This is a genomic window from Streptomyces sp. CB02414 (assembly GCF_001905385.1).
In the GTDB taxonomy this organism is placed as follows: domain Bacteria; phylum Actinomycetota; class Actinomycetes; order Streptomycetales; family Streptomycetaceae; genus Streptomyces.
This window is the reverse complement of record NZ_LIPF01000002.1, coordinates 293,479-314,841: the sequence shown is the minus strand read 5'-3', so window position 1 is coordinate 314,841 and position 21,363 is coordinate 293,479. Positions and strand designations below refer to the sequence as shown.

Below are 21,363 nucleotides of genomic sequence, written 5' to 3'. Positions count from 1 at the left end.
CAGTGATGTCCCACGTCCGCGTCGGACCGCGAGCGGTCATGCGTTCGGTCGCCTTCCTCGCCGCGGGTGCGCTCGCCCTCCCCGCGCTGGCCGGCTGCACCTCCGAGGACCCGGCGGGCAAGCCGCTCGCCGAGCAGGACGTCGCCGCCGCGGCCCGGGCCCGGATCGCCGACGGCGGCACCCTGCGCTGGGCCGTGGACTCCGTACCGGAGACGCTGAACGCCTTCCAGTCCGACGCCGACGCCACCACCACCACCGTCGCCCAGGCCGTGCTGCCCTCCCTGTACCGGACGGACGAGCGGGGCCGCCCGGTGCGCAACCCCGACTACCTGGAGTCGGCCGAGGTCGTGGAGACCGAGCCCAAGCAGGTCGTCGTCTACAAGCTCAACCAGCAGGCCGTCTGGAGCGACGGCCGGGAGATCGGCGCCGCCGACTTCGCCGCCCAGTGGCGCGCCCTGTCCGGCAAGGACACCGCCTACTGGACCGCCCGCAACGCCGGCTACGACCGCATCGAGAAGATCGAGCGCGGGGCGAACGACCTGGAGGTCAGGGTCACCTTCGACCGGCCCTACGCCGACTGGAAGTCGCTGTTCACGCCGCTGTACCCGAAGGACGTCACCGGCACCCCCGACGCCTTCAACGACGGCGCCCGGCGGGAGCTCGAGGTGACCGCCGGACCCTTCACCGTCAAGAAGGTCGACACCAAGGCCGACGAGGTGGTCCTCACCGGCAACCCCCGCTGGTGGGGAGAGCCGGCCAAGCTGGACAAGATCGTCCTGCGTGCCGTGCCGCGCGAGGACCGGGTCGCCGAGCTGGTCGCCGGCGAGCTCGACCTGGCCGAGATCGACCCGGACACCGCCGAGCAGGTCGCCGTGGCAGCCGGCCCCCGGGACGCCGGCACCGGCACCCCGCTCATGGGCCCGGACGGCACCCCGGCCGCAGGCTCGGGCGGGTCCGGGCTCCCCGGCCCGCAGGGCAGGTCCGCCGCCGAGGCGCTGCGCTCCTGGGCCGTCGCCAACGGCTCCGACGAGGAGGCGGCCGAGGAGGAGATCCTCGCCCGTGAGAAGCGGCGCAAGGCCGAGGCCAAGGCGGAACGCCGGCGCAAGGCCCTGAGCGGCTTCGAGGTCCGCAAGTCACTGGAGCCCGCCTACACCCAGCTCGCCCTCAACGGCGCCGACGGCCCCCTCGCCGACGAACGCGTCCGCCGCGCGGTGGCCCGGGCCCTGGACCGGGAGAAGCTGGCGGAGGCGGTGCTGAAGCCGCTGGGACTGCCCGCCGAGCCGGTGGGCAGCCACCTCGCGCTGTCCGGCCAGCCCGTCTACGCCGACGGCAGCGGCGCCCTCGGCGACCAGGACGCCAAGGAGGCGCGGGCGCTCCTGGCGGACGCCGGGTGGGTGCCCGGCGGACCGGTGAAGAAGACCGAGGACGGCGAGAAGGCGGCCGGCGCGGAGAAGTCCGCGGACGAGAAGGACGAGAAGAAGTCCGACGGCGGCGACGACGGCACGTACATCGTCGGCGAGGACGACAAGGCCACGGACGACAAGAACACGGACGAGAAGGACACTGACGGCAAGGACGGCAACGACGCCGACGGCAAGGACGGCGGCGACAGCGACCAGGAGACCGGCGAGAAGCACAGCAGCGGCAAGAACACCGCGCAGGGCGGCGCCCCCGGCGCCTACGCCCCCAAGGGCACCGCCGCCCCGGCCGGCGCCGCGGCGGCCCCCGTCGCCAAGGACGGCAAGGCGCTCACCCTCAGCTTCGTGGTCCCCTCCGGCCCCGGTTCCCAGGCCCTGCGCACCGTGGCCGACCGCATCTCGGACATGCTGGAGAAGATCGGCATCGGCACCGAGATCACCAAGGTCCCGGACGAGAGCTACTTCAAGGACCACGTCGCCTCCGGCGAGTACGACCTGGCGCTCTACTCCTGGCCCGCCTCCGCCTTCCCCGCCACCGACGCCCGCCCCATCTACGCCAAGCCCGTCCCGGCCGCCGACGGCTCCCTGAACGTGGCGCAGAACTACACCCGGGTCGGCACCGACCAGGTCGACCAGCTCTTCGACCAGGCCATGGGCACCCTGGACCAGGACAAGGCGCGGGACCTGCTGCGCAAGGCCGACTCGCGGATCTGGGCGGCGGCCGGCTCCATCCCCCTCTACCAGCGCCCCCAGCTCGTGGCGGCCCGCGAGAACCTCGCCAACGCGGGCGCCTTCGGCTTCGAGACCCCGGTCTACGAGGACATGGGCTATCTGAAGAAGGGCGCCCGGGGCGCCGAGGCCCGGCCGAGTCCGTCGAAGTGAGCGGGCGTCCCCGGCCCGTGCGCCCCCGCCCCGGCAAGCCGCAGCCCCCGGGGCCCCGTACGATGGGGTGAGGCCGTGGCATGTACCGCCCGGCAGGCCCGAGTGACAAGGACGTACGCGAGGGCCCATCTCACACCCTCCGGGAGTACGCCTCATATGGCCACGCGCCACGACATCCGCAACGTCGCCATCGTCGCCCACGTCGACCACGGCAAGACCACCATCGTCGACGGAATGCTCAAGCAGGCCGGCGCCTTCGCCGCGCACCAGCTCGACTCCGTCGACGACCGCATGATGGACTCGAACGACCTGGAGCGTGAGAAGGGCATCACGATCCTCGCCAAGAACACCGCGGTGAAGTACCACCCGAAGGACGGCGGGGACCCGATCACGATCAACATCATCGACACCCCCGGCCACGCCGACTTCGGCGGCGAGGTCGAGCGCGGTCTGTCGATGGTCGACGGTGTCGTGCTGCTCGTGGACGCCTCCGAGGGTCCGCTGCCGCAGACCCGCTTCGTGCTGCGCAAGGCGCTCCACCAGCGGCTGCCGATCATCCTGTGCATCAACAAGACGGACCGTCCGGACGCCCGGATCGACGAGGTCGTCAACGAGACCTACGACCTCTTCCTCGACCTGGACGCCGACGAGGAGCAGATCGAGTTCCCGATCGTCTACGCCTGCGGCCGGGACGGCGTCGCCTCCCTCACCAAGCCCGACGACGGCACGGTCCCCGCGGACTCCACCAACCTGGAGCCGTTCTTCTCCACCATCCTGGAGCACATCCCCGCGCCGACCTACGACGAGGGCGCCCCGCTCCAGGCACACGTGACCAACCTCGACGCCGACAACTTCCTCGGCCGCATCGCCCTGCTCCGCGTCCACCAGGGCGAGCTGAAGAAGGGCCAGACGGTCGCCTGGATGAAGCGCGACGGTTCGGTCAGCAACGTGCGCATCTCCGAGCTGATGATGACCGAGGCGCTCACCCGCAAGCCCGCCGAGAAGGCCGGCCCCGGTGACATCTGCGCCGTCGCCGGCATCCCGGACATCATGATCGGCGAGACGCTGGCCGACCAGGAGAACCCGGTCCCGCTGCCGCTGATCACGGTGGACGAGCCCGCGATCTCCATGGTGATCGGCACCAACACCTCCCCGCTGGTCGGCCGCGGCGCCACCGGCAAGGGCGCGGACAACAAGGCGGCCGTCAAGGACCGCAAGGTCACCGCCCGTCAGGTCAAGGACCGCCTGGACCGCGAGCTGATCGGCAACGTCTCGCTCCGCGTCCTGGACACCGACCGCCCGGACGCCTGGGAGGTGCAGGGCCGCGGCGAGCTGGCGCTGGCCATCCTGGTCGAGCAGATGCGCCGCGAGGGCTTCGAGCTGACCATCGGCAAGCCGCAGGTCGTCACCAAGGAGGTCGAGGGCAAGACGTACGAGCCCGTCGAGCGGATGACGATCGACGTGCCCGAGGAGCACATGGGCGCCGTCACCCAGCTCATGGGCGTGCGCAAGGGCCGGATGGACAACATGTCCAACCACGGCTCGGGCTGGGTCCGCATGGAGTTCGTGGTGCCGTCCCGCGGTCTGATCGGATTCCGGACGGAGTTCCTGACCCAGACCCGCGGCACCGGCATCGCCCACTCCATCCACGAGGGCCACGAGCCCTGGTTCGGCACGCTGCAGACCCGCAACAACGGCTCGCTGGTCGCCGACCGCTCCGGTGCCGTCACCGCGTTCGCGATGACCAACCTCCAGGAGCGCGGCGTGCTCTTCACCGAGCCCGGCACCGAGGTGTACGAGGGCATGATCGTCGGCGAGAACTCCCGCGCCGACGACATGGACGTCAACATCACCAAGGAGAAGAAGCTCACCAACATGCGGTCGTCCACGGCCGATGTGACCGAGTCGATCGTCCCGCCGCGCAAGCTCTCGCTGGAGCAGTCGCTGGAGTTCTGCCGCGACGACGAGTGCGTCGAGGTCACCCCGGAGGCCGTCCGCATCCGCAAGGTGAACCTGGACGCCCGCGAGCGCGCCCGCGCCGCGAGCCGCGCCAAGCACGGCTGACACCCCGTTCCGAAACGCCGGGCCCCACGTGTTCACGTGGGGCCCGGCGCCGTTTTCGGGTCAACTTTAGGGAAAACCCTCGATTCGGCGGCGAAACACCGCCGGGCGGCCGGAACCGCACTAACCTCCGCGAGAGCATTCCGCCCGGCACGCCGGCCGTCGCGGTGTGCGCCGGGCGCAGGACAGACCTGTACGGGACTCTGCACTGCGGACGCGTTACGCGCAATCACTTTTCGTCACACCGGTGTTCGGTATGCGGACAGTGGGCACCGCCAGATGTGTAACAAGTCCGTTTCGCAGCGATCTCTCACCAAACCCTTTGTCCGGATTTTGAAAGATCTAGCCCCTATCTGTGATCGAACCGAGACCTCAAGAGTGTGGTTCGTTCCCCTGCGGATGGCAGATAGTTAGGCGCGTAGAGCTCGGATAAACGGGTCACGCGCTGACGGCGAAGGCTCGCGAGCGCGGGGGCACCAGACGAATTCAGGCACCGCGAGGTGGCCGGGATGTGTCGTGTGCTCCCCTTTGCGGTGAACCAGCGGATTCATGAGGAGGAACCCATGCGAGGTGCCACAAGCGCCATATGGGTCGCATCGTCCCCGATGGCGGCTGAAGGCCCCGCGGGCGCGTCCTGTGCCGTCACGGTGGTTGCGGTAGCGACGCGACGTCGCGAACTCCCTTGACGACTCGTTCCGTCGGTCGGTAGGCCCCGACCGCGAGCCAGGGTTCCCCAGGGGTGGTGACGCCCCTCCGTCGTTGTTCCCCTCGCGCGCTGCGAATGACGTACGCCGTGCGAAGGCCGTCGGACCGCAGTGCATCCCCGACGACCTCCAACCTGTGAAACGGACGAATCATGACGAGTCCAATCGAGCTTGAGGGTGCTGAAGCCTCTTCCGTCTTGGACAAGGAGAGCGCGCCCAAGGGTGACGCCGACAAGCCGAAGGAGCCGGCGGGGCAGAAGCCCGGGCAGTTGATGTGGGCGCGCTTCAAGCGCGACCGGGCCGGTGTCATCTCGGCATGCGTCGTCCTCTTCTTCTTCGTGATCTCCGCCGCGGCGCCGCTGATCTCGAAGGTCTACGGCAAGGACCCGTACACGCTCTACGGGCAGGAGCGGCCCGAGCTGCTGGACATGTTCACCATGCCGGCGGCGCCGTTCGGCGGCATCACCGGCGAGTTCTGGTTCGGCATCGAACCGGGCCTGGGCCGCGACGTGTTCACGCAGCTGCTGTACGGCATGCGCAACTCGATCGCCACCGCCCTGGCCGCGACCCTCATCATGACGATCCTGGGCGTGCTGATCGGTCTCACCGGCGGCTACTTCGGCGGGAAGATCGACTACTGGCTCGGCCGGGTGACCGACTTCTTCATGGCCCTGCCCAGCCAGCTGTTCTTCGTCGCCGCGATGCCCGTCATCACCACGGTCTTCGTCGCCCCCGACAAGGAGACGCCCACCTACGTGCGGGCCTCCGCCATCATCATCGTCCTCTCCTTCCTGGGCTGGATGAGCATGGCCCGCATCGTCCGCGGCGCCACCCTCTCCCTGCGCGACCGGGAGTTCGTCGAGGCGGCGCGCATCTCCGGGGCCTCGCCCTGGCGCATCATCCGCAAGGAACTGCTGCCCAACATCGTCACTCCCACGCTGGTACAGGCGACGCTGACGCTGCCGAGCACCATCCTCAGCATCGCCTTCCTCTCCTTCGTGGGCGTCGGCTACGTCGAGCCCACGCCGGACTGGGGACGGATGTTCGCCATCGGCGCCAACATCGTCGAGCAGGACCCGTACTACATGCTCTTCCCCGGAGTGGCCATGGTGGTCTTCATGGTGGCCTTCAACCTCCTCGGCGACTCGGTGCGGGACGCCTTCGATCCCAAGTCGAGCCGCTGATCCCCCAGGGGAATCCCCCCACACCCCCGCCCGGCCGGCCCGGCGCCGCTCAGCCCGCCCCCGGCCACGTACCAGCAGTGTTCACTACTCACAGGCAGGTGGATTCGTCCCTATGAGCATCTTCCGTAACCGCACCGCCACGGCCGCGATAGTCGCGGTCGCGGCCGGCGCCCTGACTCTCACCGCCTGCGGTGGTGGCGGCAGCGACAGCTCCTCCAAGGACAAGAGCAAGACCAAGGAGGACGCCAAGTCGCAGTCGAAGCCGGTCCAGATCGGTGACGCGCAGGCGTCGACCGGTCCGGCCCCCGAGGTGCCGGGCGCCAAGCCGGGCGGCACCGTGACGGTCTACCAGGAGGCGGACTTCTCGCACCTGGACCCGGGCCAGATCTACGTCTCGGACGGCAAGCTGCTCAGCCGCCTCATCTTCCGCGGCCTGACCCAGTACGCCGAGGACGACCAGGGCAACCTGACCGTCGTGGGCGACCTCGCCACCGACTCGGGCAAGTCGTCGGACGGCGGCAAGACCTGGACGTACACCCTGAAGGACGACCTGAAGGACGAGAACGGCAACCCGATCAACTCCGCGGACATCCGCAACACGGTCGAGCGCCTGTACTCGAACTACATCACCGACGGCCCGACCTACCTGCAGCAGTGGCTGTCCGGCGCCGGCACCACCTACCGCGACGCGTACGCGGGCCCGGACAAGGGCAAGCACCTGCCCGACTCCGTCCTGGAGACGCCGGACGAGAAGACGATCGTCTTCCACTTCAACACCCCGCGTCCCGACCTCCCGCAGATGCTGACCATGCCCGGTTACAGCGTCGTCCCGGAGGAGACGGACACCAAGGAGAAGTACGACTCCGACCCGGTCGCCGTCGGCCCGTACAAGATCGCCGAGTTCAAGCCGGGCAAGTCCATGAAGCTGGTCAAGAACGACCAGTGGACCGCGAAGTCCGACTCCGTGCGCCACCAGTACGTCGACGGCTTCAACATCTCGATGAACGCCGACGACGAGAGCCAGACCAAGACCCTCCTCGCGGACCAGGGCGACGCCAAGAACGCCATGATGTTCACGGGTCAGGTCGCCACCACCCAGCTCCAGAAGGTGGTGAGCAACAAGGAGGCGATGAAGCGCACCATCCAGGGTTACGCGCCCTACGTGTGGCAGCTCAACTTCAACATGGACCGCATCAAGGACAAGAAGCTCCGCGATGCCATCACCCTGGCGATGCCCTCCGACTCCGTCTTCAAGGCCGACGGCGGTGCCTACGGCGGTGAGGTCGCCAACTCGCTGATCTCGCCCACCACTCCGGGCTACGACGCGGAGTTCGACCCGTTCAACCGCCTGAAGAAGCCCAACGGCGACATCGAGGCCGCCAAGAAGCTGATCAAGGAAGGCGGCTTCGAGGGCAAGAGCCTCGTCTACGCCTACGCCAACACGCCGACCCGTCAGAAGCAGGCCGTTCTGATCGCCGACGCGCTGGAAAGGATCGGCCTGGACATCCAGAAGAAGGAGATCGACTCCGCCACCTGGTACGAGCAGGTCGGTAAGGTCAAGAACGGCTACGACCTGTACATGACCGGCTGGGGCCAGGACTGGCCGTCCGCCTCCACGGTCATCCCGCCGGTGTACGACGGCACGCAGATCCAGGACGGCGCGTCGAACTACTCGCACATCAACGACGACCACGTCAACTCCGAGATCAAGCGCATCGAGAAGATCACGGACACGGCCGAGGCCACCAAGGCGTGGGCCGAGCTGGCCAAGTACATCTCCACGGAGATCAACCCGGCCGCCCCGCTGTACTACACCAAGGTCTTCCAGATCTTCGGTTCGAACATCGGCGGCATCCGCTACAGCCACGACACCAGCTACGTGGACGTGACGCGGATCTTCCTGAAGAAGTAGCCCGCTCGGTCGGGAGTCCGGTGGTGGGTGCGCGGCGGAGCGCCCACCACCGGCCCCGGACCCCTCCCAGACCTCCCACCCGACTGCCGCCGTCCTGAGAGCAGCTGTCTGCCATGCTTCAATTCCTCATTCGCCGGACATTCGGCGCGGCGCTGATCCTTCTGCTGATCAGTGCGTTCACGTTCTTCATGTTCTTCGCGATCCCGCAGGACCCGGCCATGCTGGCCTGTGGCAAGAACTGCACTCCGGACGCGCTGGCGATCATCCACAAGAACCTGGGCCTCGACAAGCCGGTCACCGTCCAGTACTGGGACTTCATGGTCGGGATCTTCGCCGGCCGCGACTTCGCCGTCGGGCACTGCCCGGCCCCCTGCTTCGGTGTGTCCTTCGCCAACGACCAGAACGTCTGGGACACGATCCTGGACCGCTTCCCGCTGACCATCTCGCTGACCCTCGGCAGCCTCCTGGTCTTCCTCACCGTCGGCCTCGGCGCCGGCCTGCTGGCCGCCAAGTTCCGCGGCACCTGGATCGACAAGACCTTCAGCTCCAGCTCGCTGGTCATCAGCTCCCTGCAGATCTACTTCCTCGGCCCGCTGGTGATGATCCCGCTGGTGTACTCCACCGGCTGGCTGGAGAAGCCGAAGTACGTGCCCTTCTCCGAGGACCTCGGCGGCTGGTTCATGGGTCTGCTGATCCCCTGGCTGGTCATGGCGACCATCTTCACCGCCAACTACACCCGGATGAGCCGCTCGTCGATGATCGAGCAGCTACAGGAAGAGCATGTGAGAGCGGCCCGCGCCAAGGGCATGTCGGGCAACTACACCTTCTTCCGCTACGCCTGGCGCGGCTCCCTCATCCCCATCGTCACCATCCTCGGCATCGACCTGTCGGCGCTCATGGGCGGTGGCATGGTCACGGAGATGACGTTCGGTCTGGCCGGCATCGGCCGGCTCGCACTGGACTCCGTCACCAACAAGGACCTGCCGATGCTGATGGGCGTCATGCTCGTCAGTGCCGCGCTCATCATCGTCTTCAACCTGATCGTGGACGCCATGTACGCCGTCATCGACCCGCGCGTGCGCCTGTCCTAGGAGAACCACCGTGACCACTCAGACCAAGCCCGAAGAGGCCGCTGCCGCCGCCTCGGGGGACGCCTTCCTCTCGGTGCGCGACCTCAAGGTCCACTTCTCCACCGAGGGCGGCGTCGTCAAGGCGGTGGACGGGCTCTCCTTCGACCTGGAGCGCGGCAAGACCCTCGGCATCGTGGGCGAGTCCGGCTCCGGCAAGTCGGTGACCAACCTGGCCGTCCTCGGCCTGCACGACCGCCGCAAGACCGCCATCGACGGGTCGATCACGCTGGACGGCCAGGAGCTGACCGGCGCCGGTGAGAAGCAGCTGGAGACGCTGCGCGGCAAGAAGATGGCGATGATCTTCCAGGACGCGCTGACCGCGCTGTCGCCGTACTACACGGTCGGCCGGCAGATCGGCGAGCCGTTCATGAAGCACACCGGCGCCTCCAAGAAGGACGCCCGGGTGCGCGCCATCGACCTGCTGGAGAAGGTCGGCATCCCGCACCCGCAGAAGCGGGTCGACGACTACCCGCACCAGTTCTCCGGCGGTATGCGGCAGCGTGCCATGATCGCCATGGCGCTCGCCTGCGACCCTGACCTGCTCATCGCCGACGAGCCGACCACGGCACTCGACGTGACGGTGCAGGCGCAGATCCTCGACCTGCTCAAGGACCTGCAGCAGGAGTTCGGCTCCGCCATCATCATGATCACCCACGACCTCGGCGTGGTCGCCAACATGGCCGACGACATCCTCGTGATGTACGCGGGCCGGGCCGTGGAGCGCGGGTCGGTGCGCGAGGTGCTCAAGACGCCTCAGCACCCGTACACCTGGGGGCTGCTCGGCTCCATGCCGAGGCTCGCGTCCGACGTGGACGAGCCGCTGCTGCCCATTCCCGGGTCGCCGCCCTCGCTGCTCAACCCGCCCTCGGGCTGCGCGTTCCACCCGCGGTGCGCCTTCACCGACAAGGTGTCCGGGGGCCGCTGCTCCGGTGAGCGGCCGACACTCGCCGCCGGGCGGGCCGCGGCCTGTCACCTGACGGGGGAACAGCGGCAGCAGGCGTTCATCGAGAAGATTCAGCCCCGGCTGGGCTGAGCGGAAACCGGCGACTGGGGCATCACCATGAGCGACAACAGCAAGACGACCACGGCGGTGGCCGACCCGATCCCGCAGCAGCGGGACGGCGACGGCGGACCGCTCCTCAAGGTCAGCGGCCTGACGAAGCACTTCCCGATCAAGGGCGGCTTCCCGATCAAGCGCACCGTCGGCCACGTCAAGGCCGTCGACGGCGTCGACTTCGAGGTCTACCCGGGCGAGAGCCTCGGCCTGGTCGGCGAGTCGGGCTGCGGCAAGTCGACCACCGGCCGGCTGCTGACCCGGCTGTACGAGCCCACTCAGGGCAACATCCAGTACAAGGGCCAGGACATCACCCGCGCCAACCGGCGGCAGCTGGCGCCGATCAGGTCCGAGATCCAGATGATCTTCCAGGACCCGTACGCGTCGCTGAACCCGCGGCAGACGGTCGGCACGATCATCTCGGGCCCGATGGAGATCAACGGGATCAACCCGCCCGGCGGCCGTGAGAAGCGCGTCCGGGAGCTCCTGGAGATCGTCGGTCTCAACCCGGAGCACTACAACCGCTTCCCGCACGAGTTCTCCGGCGGTCAGCGCCAGCGCATCGGCGTCGCGCGCGCCGTCGCCCTGGAGCCCAAGCTGATCGTCGCCGACGAGCCGGTCTCGGCGCTGGACGTGTCGATCCAGGCCCAGGTGGTGAACCTGCTGCAGGAAGTGCAGCGGGAGATGGGCATCGCCTTCGTCTTCATCGCCCACGACCTGGCGATCGTGCGCCACTTCTCGCAGCGCGTCGCGGTGATGTACCTCGGCAAGATCGTGGAGATCGCGGACCGCGAGTCGATCTACACCCGGCCCCGGCACCCGTACACCCACGCGCTGCTGTCCGCGGTGCCGGAAGCCGACATCGACGGCGACAAGAGGGAGCGCATCCGCCTGGAGGGCGACGTCCCCTCGCCGATCGCCCCGCCGTCCGGCTGCCGGTTCCGCACCCGGTGCTGGAAGGCACAGGACAAGTGCGCGACCGAGGAGCCGCCGCTGGTCCGCATCGAGGGCAGCAAGGCGGGTCACCTGACCGCCTGTCACTTCCCGGAGGAGCCGACCATCGAGGCGCGGGCCGAGGACGTCGTGATGGACCCGGGGCTGAAGGCCCTGGAGGACGGCGACGGCGCGAAGCTCGCCAAGGGCTGAGCCGGCCGCCGGCACGGCACCCCGGAACCGGGGCGGGAGCACGGGCTCCCGCCCCGGTTCTCGTGTGTCCCCGTGTGTTCTGTCCCCCCCGTCCGGAGCAGTGCCGTACCCGTACGGACCGGACGAACGGGCGTTTTCGTGCCCGCCCCCTGATGCTGGCCGGTAATGGATCAGCGGAGAGATCAGCGGACGCGTCGGGGAACGAGCCGGACGGGTCAGGGCACGAGGAGGCACCCCATGCGCGGAGTCGGGCACGCCAGATGGGCCGTTTGCGCGGCGGTGGCAGTCCTCGCGGCGGCGGGCTGCGGCGGCGGGGGCGGGAGCGGCGGGGGAGACGCGGGCGCCGTGCTCAGCTCCTCCTGGGGCGACCCGCAGAACCCGCTGGAGCCGGCCAACACCAACGAGGTGCAGGGCGGCAAGGTCCTCGACATGATCTTCCGGGGGCTGAAGAAGTACGACCCGGAGACCGGCGAGGCGCAGAACATGCTCGCCGAGAAGATCGAGACCTCCGACTCGCAGAACTTCACCATCACCGTCAAGGACGGCTGGACCTTCTCCAACGGCGAGAAGGTCACCGCCCAGTCCTTCGTGGACGCCTGGAACTACGGCGCGAGCCTGAAGAACAACCAGCGCAACGCGTACTTCTTCGCGTACATCGACGGCTACGACAAGGTGCACCCCGAAAGCGGTGAGCAGAGCGCCGACACCCTCTCCGGGCTGAAGGTCACCGGGCCGCTCACCTTCACCGTGAAGCTCAGCCAGAAGTTCTCCACCTTCCCCGACACCCTCGGCTACCCGGCCTTCGCGCCGCTGCCCCGGGCCTTCTTCGACGACCACGACGCCTGGCTGAAGAAGCCCATCGGCAACGGCCCGTACATGGTGGACAACTACACCCGCGGCTCCCAGATGTCGCTGCGCAAGTGGGAGGAGTACCCCGGCCCGGACAAGGCGCAGAACGGCGGCGTCGACCTCAAGGTCTACACCGACAACAACACCGCCTACACCGACCTGATGGCCGGCAACCTCGACCTCGTCGACGACATCCCCGCCGCCCAGCTCAAAAACGTCAAGAGCGACCTCGGCGACCGGTACATCAACACCCCGGCCGGCATCATCCAGACCATCGCCTTCCCGTTCTACGACAACGACTGGAGCAAGCCCGGCGCCGAGAAGGTCCGCAAGGGCCTGTCCATGGCGATCGACCGCAAGCAGATCACCGACACGATCTTCCAGCAGACCCGCACCCCGGCCACCGACTGGACCTCGCCCGTCCTCGGCGAGGACGGCGGCTACAAGGCCGGTCTGTGCGGCGAGGCCTGCGAGTACAAGCCCGACGAGGCCAAGCAGCTGATCAAGGACGGCGGCGGCCTCCCCGGTGGCCAGGTCAAGATCACGTACAACGCCGACACCGGCTCCCACAAGCAGTGGGTCGACGCGGTCTGCAACTCCATCAACAACGCCCTGGACAACGACCGCGCCTGCGTCGGGAACCCGGTCGGCACCTTCGCCGACTTCCGCAACCAGATCACCGACCAGAAGATGAGCGGCCCGTTCCGCGCCGGCTGGCAGATGGACTACCCGCTCATCCAGAACTTCCTCCAGCCGCTCTACTACACCAACGCCTCCTCCAACGACGGCAAGTGGTCCAACGAGAAGTTCGACGACCTCGTCGACCAGGCCAACGCCGAGACCGACACGGCCAAGGCCATCGGCCTCTTCCAGCAGGCCGAGGAGGTCCTGAGGGACGAGATGGGCGCCATCCCGCTCTGGTACCAGAACGGCAGCGCCGGCTACTCGCAGCGGCTGTCCAACGTGGAGCTCAACCCGTTCAGCGTCCCGGTCTACAACGAGATCAAGGTCGGCTGAGGGGGCGCCATGGGACGCTACGTCGTCCGGCGGCTGCTCCAGATGATCCCGGTCTTCATCGGGGCCACGCTGCTGATCTTCCTGATGGTCAACGTGATGGGCGACCCCATCGCGGGACTCTGCGGCGACCGGGAGTGCGACCCGGCGACGGCGGCGCAGCTGCGGCACGAGTTCGGCCTCGACCAGCCCGTGTGGCAGCAGTACGTCACCTACATGGGCAACCTCTTCACCGGCGACTTCGGCACCGCCTTCAACGGCCAGCCGGTCACCGAGCTGATGGGCACCGCCTTCCCGGTCACCATCCGGCTGACCATCGTGGCGATCCTCTTCGAGATCGTCGTCGGCATCGTCCTGGGCGTCGTCACCGGTCTGCGCCGCGGCCGCCCCGTCGACACCGGGGTGCTGCTCCTGACCCTCGTCGTCATCTCCGTCCCCACCTTCGTCACCGGCCTCCTCCTCCAGCTCCTCCTCGGTGTCAAGTGGGGCTGGATCGACCCGGCCGTCTCCACCGAGGCCCCCTTCCGCGAGCTGATCGTCCCCGGACTGGTCCTCGCCTCGGTCTCCCTGGCGTACGTCACCCGCCTGACCCGCACCTCCATCGCGGAGAACCGGCGCTCCGACTACGTGCGCACCGCCATCGCCAAGGGCCTGCCCCGGCACCGGGTCATCACCCGGCACCTGCTGCGCAACTCCCTCATCCCCGTCGTCACCTTCATCGGCACCGACATCGGCGCCCTGATGGGCGGCGCCATCGTCACCGAGCGGATCTTCAACATCCACGGCGTCGGCTACCAGCTCTACCAGGGCATCCTGCGCCAGAACACCCAGACCGTCGTCGGCTTCGTCACCGTCCTGGTCCTCGTCTTCCTCGTCGCCAACCTCCTCGTCGACCTCCTGTACGCCGTACTCGACCCGAGGATCCGCTATGCCTGACCAGCAGCAGCCCTACGAGCCCGAGCGCGCCGTCGCCGGCACCGGCATGGGCGGGCAGATGGACCTGGGCGCGAGCGAGGCGGTCACCCTGGAGCAGCCGCCGGGACCGGACGGGGCGGACCCCCGGGACAAGCCCCGCAGCCTCTGGTCCGACGCCTGGCACGACCTGCGCCGCAACCCCGTCTTCATCATCTCGGCCCTGGTGATCCTCTTCCTGATCGTCATCTCCATCTGGCCGTCCCTGATCGCCTCCGGCAGCCCCCTCAAGTGCGACCTGGCCAAGGCCCAGGAGGGCTCCCAGTCCGGCCACCCCTTCGGCTTCAACGGCCAGGGCTGCGACGTCTACACCCGCACCGTCTACGGCGCCCGTACGTCGGTGGCGGTCGGTGTCCTCGCCACGCTCGGGGTCGCCGTCCTCGGCAGCGTGCTGGGCGGGCTCGCCGGGTTCTTCGGCGGCGCGGGCGACGCGATCCTGTCCCGGATCACCGACGTGTTCTTCGCGATCCCGGTCGTCCTCGGCGGCCTGGTCCTGCTCTCCGTCATCACCAGCAACACCGTCTGGCCGGTCATCGGCTTCATCGTGCTGCTCGGCTGGCCGCAGATCTCCCGCATCGCCCGCGGCTCCGTCATCACCGCCAAGCAGAACGACTACGTCCAGGCGGCCCGCGCGCTCGGCGCCTCCAACTCCCGCCTCCTGCTGCGCCACATCGCGCCCAACGCGATCGCGCCGGTCATCGTCGTCGCCACCATCGCGCTCGGCACCTACATCTCCCTGGAGGCGACCCTGTCCTTCCTCGGCGTCGGCCTCAAGCCGCCCAGCGTCTCCTGGGGCATCGACATCTCCGCCGCCGCCCCCTACGTACGCAACGCCCCGCACGCCCTGCTCTGGCCCTCCGGGGCCCTCGCCATCACCGTCCTCGCGTTCATCATGCTCGGCGACGCGGTGCGCGACGCCCTCGACCCGAAGCTGAGGTGAGCCGCCGCATGCTGCTCGAAGTGCGCGACCTGCACGTGGAGTTCCACACCCGGGACGGCGTCGCCAAGGCCGTCAACGGCGTCAGCTACGGCGTGGACGCGGGCGAGACCCTGGCCGTCCTCGGCGAGTCCGGCTCCGGCAAGTCCGTCACCGCCCAGACGGTCATGGGCATCCTCGACACGCCGCCCGGCCGGATCACGGCCGGCGAGGTCCTCTTCGAGGGCCGGGACCTGCTGAAGCTGAAGGAGGAGGAACGCCGGAAGGTCCGCGGCGCCGAGATGGCGATGATCTTCCAGGACGCGCTGTCCTCGCTCAACCCCGTCCTGACCGTCGGCGCCCAGCTCGCCGAGATGTTCACCGTGCACCGCGGCATGTCCCGCAAGGACGCCCACACCAAGGCCGTCGAGCTGATGGACCGGGTGCGCATCCCGGCCGCCCGGGAGCGGGTGCGGCAGTACCCGCACCAGTTCTCCGGCGGCATGCGCCAGCGCATCATGATCGCCATGGCGATGGCCCTGGAGCCGAAGCTCATCATCGCCGACGAGCCCACCACCGCCCTCGACGTCACCGTCCAGGCCCAGGTCATGGACCTGCTCGCGGAACTCCAGCGCGAGCTGCACATGGGCCTGATCCTCATCACCCACGACCTCGGCGTCGTCGCCGACGTCGCCGACAAGATCGCGGTGATGTACGCGGGCCGGATCGTCGAGACCGCCCCCGTCCACGACATCTACAAGGCGCCCGCCCACCCCTACACCCGCGGCCTGCTGGAGTCGATCCCGCGCCTGGACCAGAAGGGCCAGGAGCTGTACGCCATCAAGGGCCTGCCGCCCAACCTCACCCGCATCCCGCCCGGCTGCGCCTTCCACCCGCGCTGCCCGATGGCCCAGGACGTCTGCCGCACCGACGTACCGCCCCTGTACGAGGTGACGGAGTCCGACGTCGAGCGGGGCAGCGCCTGCCACTTCTGGAGGGAGTGCCTGCATGGCTGAGACCACCGAGCCGCTCCTCGAAGTCCGCGGTCTGGTCAAGCACTACCCGCTGACCTCCGGCATCCTCTTCAAGAAGCAGGTCGGCGCGGTGAAGGCCGTCGACGGCGTCGACTTCACGCTGGCCCGCGGGGAGACCCTGGGCATCGTCGGCGAGTCCGGCTGCGGCAAGTCCACGGTCGCCAAGATGCTGGTCAACCTGGAGAAGCCGACGGCCGGCGAGATCCGCTACAAGGGCGAGGACATCACCCGGCTGTCCGGAAAGGCCCTGAAGGCCGTACGCCGCAACATCCAGATGGTCTTCCAGGACCCCTACACCTCCCTGAACCCGCGCATGACGGTCGGCGACATCATCGGGGAGGCCTACGACATCCACCCGGAGGTGGCCCCTAAGGGCGACCGGCGCGGGCGGGTGCAGCACCTGCTGGACGTGGTCGGCCTCAACCCGGAGTACATCAACCGCTACCCCCACCAGTTCTCCGGCGGCCAGCGCCAGCGCATCGGCATCGCGCGGGGCCTCGCCCTGCGCCCCGAGATCATCGTCGCCGACGAGCCGGTCTCGGCGTTGGACGTCTCCGTCCAGGCCCAGGTGATCAACCTGCTGGGCCGCCTCCAGGACGAGTTCGACCTCTCCTACATCTTCATCGCCCACGACCTGTCGATCGTCCGGCACATCTCCGACCGGGTCGGCGTGATGTACCTCGGCCGCATCGTGGAGACCGGCCGCGACGCCGAGATCTACGACCACCCGACGCACCCCTACACCCAGGCGCTGCTGTCCGCCGTGCCCGTGCCCGACCCGGAGGCCCGGGAGCACCGTGAGCGGATCATCCTGGCCGGTGACGTCCCGTCGCCGACCAACATCCCGTCCGGCTGCCGCTTCCGCACCCGCTGCTGGAAGGCACGGGAGCGCTGCGCCCTGGAGGTGCCGGCGCTCGCGGTGCCGGCCGAGTTCCGGGGCGTCCAGGGGCCCGCCGCCCACGACTCGGCGTGCCACTTCGCCGAAGAGAAGCAGGTGGTGCCGGAGACGGAAGACGGCGGACACGGCAGCGGGCCGGGGTGACATGGCGCTCCCCGGCCCGCTTACGGCACCCGCACGGCCGTACGCCGATCAGCGTGCCGTGTCCGTATATCGGGACCGCGTCGGTGAAGTTGCCCGCGTGTTAAAGCGGTTGGCGCACACGGGTGATCTCAGGCCCGCTGCATGTTCAGCGACCGCTTGAGGAAGTCCACCTGGAGCAGCAGCAGGTTCTCGGCGACCGACTCCTGCGGGGTCATGTGCGTGACGCCGGACAGCGGCAGCACCTCGTGCGGGCGGCCGGCGGCCAGCAGGGCCGAGGACAGCCGCAGGGAGTGGGCGACCACGACGTTGTCGTCCACCAGCCCGTGGACGACCATCATGGGCCGGTGCGGCTCGGCGGCGTCGACGAGTCCCGCGTCGTCGATGACCGAGTTGCGGCGGTAGACCTCCGGCTGCTCGTCGGGGTGGCCGACGTAGCGCTCCTGGTAGTGGGTGTCGTACAGCCGCAGGTCGGTGACCGGAGCGCCGACGACGGCGGCGTGGAAGACGTCCGGCCGGCGCAGCGCGGCCAGCGCCGCCAGGTAGCCGCCGAAGGACCAGCCCCGGATGGCCACCCGGTCCAGGTCCAGCGGGAAGTCGGCGGCGAGGGCGTGCAGGGCGTCCACCTGGTCCTGGAGGACGACGGCGGCGATGTCGTCCTTGACGGCCTTCTCCCAGGCGGGGGAGCGGCCCGGGGTGCCCCGTCCGTCGGCGACGACCACCGCGAACCCCTGGTCGGCGAACCACTGCGAGGTGAGGTGGGCGTTGTGCGCGGCCACGACGCGCTGGCCGTGCGGGCCACCGTACGGGTCCAGGAGGACGGGGAGGGGGGTGTCACCGTGGTAGTCCCTTGGCATAAGCACGGCGCACGGGACACGGCGTGCGCCCCCTTGGGTGAGCGTCAGGCGCGGGGACAAACCGGGGTCTTCGGCGTACGAGGCGACGGTCGCCGCCGGTTTCCCGTCGCGCAGGACCTGCACCCGGGCCCCCGGCCGGTCGAGCGTCGCCGAGACCAGAACGGTCACGTTCCCGGCGCGCACCGCGGAGTGCACGCCGGGCTCCTGGGAGACGCGCTCCACGCCGAGTTCGTTCACCCGGTAGACGTGCACTTCGCCCGTCTCGGGACCCTCCGCCTCCTCGCCGGCCGACGCGGAGACCAGCACGTCGTCGCCGGACACGTCGAGTACGGCCCGCAGGTGCAACTGGGCTCCGGTGAGCGGGCGTTCACCGACCGCCAGAACCCGCGCGCCACCCTCGTCGGCGATCCGCACGAGCTGTCCGGAGGGACTCCAGCAGGGGACGCCGGGGAAGAGTTCCAGCCAAACTGGATCTTCGTCGGCGTGCACCATCCGGGTCGCCCCGGACTCGGTGTCCACGGCCAGGAACAACTGGCTGCGCTGGTCGCGCGCCTGTACGAGAAGGAGCGGGGCACCCGCCGCTGACCAGTGCACTCGCGCCAGATACGGGTACCGCGCCCGGTCCCACAGAACCTCCGTGCGCCCCCCGTCCAGCCCGACCACGAACAGCCGTACGTCCGCGTTGGCGGTGCCCGCCGCCGGATACGGCACGTGGTGTGGATCACGGTCGGGATGGGCGGGATCGGAGATCCACCACCGCCGCACCGGCGTGTCGTCCACGCGCGCCACCAGCAGCCGGTCCGACTCCGGCCCCCACCAGAAGCCCCGGCTGCGGCCCATCTCCTCGGCGGCGATGAACTCGGCGAGCCCGTACGTGACGCCCTCCGCGTCCGCCTCGGCCAGCGCCCGGTCGTCGTCCCCCTCGGAGCCGACGACCCGCAGGGCGCCCCGGGCGACGTAGGCGACGTGCCGGCCGTCGGGGGAGGGGCGCGGGTCGATCACCGGTCCGGGGACGGACAGTTCGCGGGCGGTCCCGGCCCGCAGCTCGGCCGTGAAGAGGCGCCCGGACAAGGCGAAGGAGGCCAGCTCCAGGGCCGAGTCGGTGGCGTAGCCGACGATGCCGGCGCCGCCCTCGCGGCTGCGTTCCCGGCGCGCCCGTTCCTCGGGCGGCAGATGCTCCTCGGCGCCGCCCAGGAGGGCGCGCGGGTCGGCGGCGACGCGCTCCCCGCCCTCGTCGACGTCGAGGATCCACAGGGCGTTGGCCCGGTCCGTGCCGGAACCGGAGCGCAGGAAGGCGACCCGTGAACCGTCGGGCGCCACGGTGAACGAACGCGGCGCGCCGAGCGTGAACCGCTGGGTGCGGGCGTGCCGTTTGGGGAAGGAGTCGGACTCGGTCGTCATGCCTTGACCATATTGGCCATGCGCCCCCTTGTGCGGCCGTGCGCCGAGAGATGCGCGCGCACGGATAGTTATGATCACTAGCGCACAGTGGGTATCAACCAGGTGCCCGCTGCGTGGATTTATCTGTCCCAAGGTTCGACTGCGTCCGACTCCCCATGTCCCTGGGCCTATTGGAGGTGAGCCGCCGTGGCACTCTCGATTTCGGCGGTTGTGCTGCTGGCGATCATCGTCTTCCTGCTGGTCAAGAAGTCAGGTCTGAAGGCGGGGCATGCGGTCGTCTGCATGCTGCTGGGCTTCTACCTGGCCTCCTCGACCGTCGCGCCCACGATCAGTGAGCTGACGACGAACATCGCGGGGATGATCGGGAGCATCAGCTTCTGACGGCCGGGTGGCCGCGATCGGGGCGTGTCGTGGTCGGGGCGGCGGCCTCATAGGGTGGAGCCCATGACGGAACTGCCCTCCCGGCGTCTGCTGCTGGTGCACGCGCACCCGGACGACGAGTCGATCAACAACGGCGTCACCATGGCCAGGTACGCGGCCGAGGGCGCCCACGTGACGCTGGTGACCTGCACCCTCGGTGAGCGGGGCGAGGTCATCCCGCCCGGGCTCGCGCACCTGACCGGCGCCGCCCTCGGCGGACACCGCCGCGAGGAGCTGGCCGCCGCCATGCGCGCGCTCGGCGTCGAGGACTTCCGGCTGCTCGGCGGGCCGGGCCGGTTCGCGGACTCCGGGATGCTGGGCCTGCCCGACAACGACGACCCCGGCTGTCTGTGGCAGGCCGACGTCGACCGGGCCGCCGAACTGCTCGTCGAGGTGATCCGCGAGGTCCGGCCGCAGGTCCTCGTCACCTACGACCCGGACGGCGGCTACGGCCACCCCGACCACATCCAGGCCCACCGCATCGCGATGCGGGCGGTGGAGCTGGCGGCCGACGCCGGGTGCCCCGTCGCCAAGGTCTACTGGAACCGCGTCCCGCGCTCCGTCGCCGAGGACGCCTTCGCCCGCCTGGACGAGGAGCTGCCGCTCCTGCCCTTCGAGAAGGCGGCCGGAATCGGGGATGTACCGGGCGTCGTGGACGACGAGCTGATCAGCACCGAGATCCGCGGCGAGGGCTTCACGCACGCGGCCAAGGCCGCCGCCATGCGCGCGCACGCCACGCAGATCACCGTGGACGGGCCGTACTTCGTCCTCTCCAACGAACTGGCCCAGCCGCTCTTCACCACCGAGTACTACGAACTGGTGCGCGGTGAGCGCGGGCCGGGCGACGGCGACGACGGGCGCGAGAGTGACCTCTTCGCCGGAATCGAGAACGGCACCGGCCTCCAGGAGGCGTCGTGAGCGGCCGTACCGAACCGACGAACTCCGCCTTGGCCCAGCCGCTGCGTCCGCCGTCCCTCGGGCGGGCCGCCCTCTACCTCGGGCTCTTCGTGCTCGGTGCCGTGGTCGGCGTGGCGGGCGCGCTGGTGCAGCCGGCGTGGTTCCCGGGCGGGCTGCTGCTCGCGCTGGCCGCCGAGGCGGGCCTCTGCCTCGGCGCGGGCCGGGCCGTGGGACGCCGGGGCGCAGCCGTCGCGCCCGCCGCCGGCTGGGCGCTCGCCGTGGTCCTGCTCACCACCAGCCGGCCGGAGGGCGACTTCCTCTTCGCCGCCGGCAGCGGCTCCTATCTCTTCCTGCTCGGCGGCATCGCCATCGCTGTGATGTGCGCCACCCTCGCACCGGCGCGGCAACCGGACGGCGACGCCGTCCGACTTCGCAAGTGACGTACCGCTTCGCCGTGGCGTCGGCGTGCGAGT

Annotated in this window: 16 protein-coding genes; 15 read left to right on the top strand and 1 reads right to left on the bottom strand. The window is 69.5% G+C overall.

The genetic code is table 11. The annotated features are described in order from the left end of the window. The first annotated feature begins 5 nt into the window (after positions 1-5). The 12 genes from AMK11_RS07545 to AMK11_RS07490 all read left to right on the top strand — a co-directional run bounded on the left by AMK11_RS07545 (position 6) and on the right by AMK11_RS07490 (position 17,318). A complete protein-coding gene (locus tag AMK11_RS07545; protein ID WP_073724516.1) occupies positions 6-2,300 on the top strand; it encodes an ABC transporter family substrate-binding protein in 2,295 nt (764 codons plus the stop codon). Between the two features lie 156 nt (positions 2,301-2,456). Continuing rightward, positions 2,457-4,364, top strand: coding sequence for a translational GTPase TypA (gene typA, locus AMK11_RS07540; protein WP_073724514.1), 1,908 nt, complete (start codon positions 2,457-2,459; stop codon positions 4,362-4,364). A gap of 853 nt (positions 4,365-5,217) precedes the next feature. Continuing rightward, the gene (locus AMK11_RS07535) at positions 5,218-6,249 is read left to right on the top strand and encodes an ABC transporter permease (RefSeq protein WP_073724512.1); all 1,032 of its coding nucleotides are present in this window, start codon (positions 5,218-5,220) and stop codon (positions 6,247-6,249) included. Between the two features lie 112 nt (positions 6,250-6,361). Next, a complete protein-coding gene (locus AMK11_RS07530) occupies positions 6,362-8,161 on the top strand; it encodes an ABC transporter substrate-binding protein (RefSeq protein WP_073724510.1) in 1,800 nt (599 codons plus the stop codon). Between the two features lie 113 nt (positions 8,162-8,274). Next, positions 8,275-9,252, top strand: a complete 978-nt coding sequence (locus tag AMK11_RS07525) for an ABC transporter permease (RefSeq protein ID WP_073724508.1) — start codon at positions 8,275-8,277, stop codon at positions 9,250-9,252. Between the two features lie 10 nt (positions 9,253-9,262). Continuing rightward, positions 9,263-10,324: an ABC transporter ATP-binding protein gene (locus AMK11_RS07520; RefSeq protein ID WP_073724506.1), complete on the top strand. Its 1,062-nt coding sequence runs from the start codon at positions 9,263-9,265 to the stop codon at positions 10,322-10,324. Positions 10,325-10,351: 27 nt separating this feature from the next. After that, entirely contained in the window at positions 10,352-11,491 is a 1,140-nt protein-coding gene (locus AMK11_RS07515) for an ABC transporter ATP-binding protein (protein WP_073724504.1), read from the top strand. A 237-nt stretch (positions 11,492-11,728) separates the two neighbouring features. Continuing rightward, a complete protein-coding gene (locus AMK11_RS07510) occupies positions 11,729-13,357 on the top strand; it encodes a peptide ABC transporter substrate-binding protein (protein ID WP_073724502.1) in 1,629 nt (542 codons plus the stop codon). A gap of 9 nt (positions 13,358-13,366) precedes the next feature. Further along, positions 13,367-14,290, top strand: a complete 924-nt coding sequence (locus tag AMK11_RS07505) for an ABC transporter permease (protein WP_073724500.1) — start codon at positions 13,367-13,369, stop codon at positions 14,288-14,290. Then, a complete protein-coding gene (locus AMK11_RS07500) occupies positions 14,283-15,266 on the top strand; it encodes an ABC transporter permease (protein WP_073724498.1) in 984 nt (327 codons plus the stop codon). Before AMK11_RS07505 ends, AMK11_RS07500 begins: the two co-directional genes overlap by 8 nt. Before the next feature lie 8 nt (positions 15,267-15,274). Continuing rightward, positions 15,275-16,258, top strand: a complete 984-nt coding sequence (locus tag AMK11_RS07495) for an ABC transporter ATP-binding protein (protein ID WP_073724496.1) — start codon at positions 15,275-15,277, stop codon at positions 16,256-16,258. Further along, positions 16,251-17,318 (top strand): ABC transporter ATP-binding protein, encoded by a 1,068-nt coding sequence (locus AMK11_RS07490; protein ID WP_073724494.1) that lies wholly within the window; start codon positions 16,251-16,253, stop codon positions 17,316-17,318. The genes AMK11_RS07495 and AMK11_RS07490 overlap by 8 nt, the downstream gene beginning before the upstream one ends. A gap of 128 nt (positions 17,319-17,446) precedes the next feature. Here the strand turns inward: AMK11_RS07490 and AMK11_RS07485 are convergent, their stop codons facing one another. Continuing rightward, positions 17,447-19,573 carry a S9 family peptidase gene (locus tag AMK11_RS07485; protein ID WP_073724492.1) on the bottom strand — a complete coding sequence of 709 codons (2,127 nt, stop codon included), beginning with the start codon at positions 19,571-19,573 and terminating at the stop codon, positions 17,447-17,449. A gap of 186 nt (positions 19,574-19,759) precedes the next feature. Between AMK11_RS07485 and AMK11_RS07480 the strand changes: the two genes are divergently transcribed. From AMK11_RS07480 to AMK11_RS07470, 3 genes are all read left to right on the top strand, one after another. Next, on the top strand, positions 19,760-19,954 hold the full coding sequence (locus AMK11_RS07480; protein ID WP_043380305.1) for a hypothetical protein: 195 nt from the start codon (positions 19,760-19,762) through the stop codon (positions 19,952-19,954). A gap of 63 nt (positions 19,955-20,017) precedes the next feature. Beyond that, positions 20,018-20,911 (top strand): N-acetyl-1-D-myo-inositol-2-amino-2-deoxy-alpha-D-glucopyranoside deacetylase, encoded by an 894-nt coding sequence (mshB, locus tag AMK11_RS07475; protein ID WP_073724490.1) that lies wholly within the window; start codon positions 20,018-20,020, stop codon positions 20,909-20,911. After that, a complete protein-coding gene (locus AMK11_RS07470) occupies positions 20,908-21,330 on the top strand; it encodes a DUF6113 family protein (protein WP_073724488.1) in 423 nt (140 codons plus the stop codon). The genes mshB and AMK11_RS07470 overlap by 4 nt, the downstream gene beginning before the upstream one ends. Positions 21,331-21,363 lie beyond the last annotated feature (33 nt).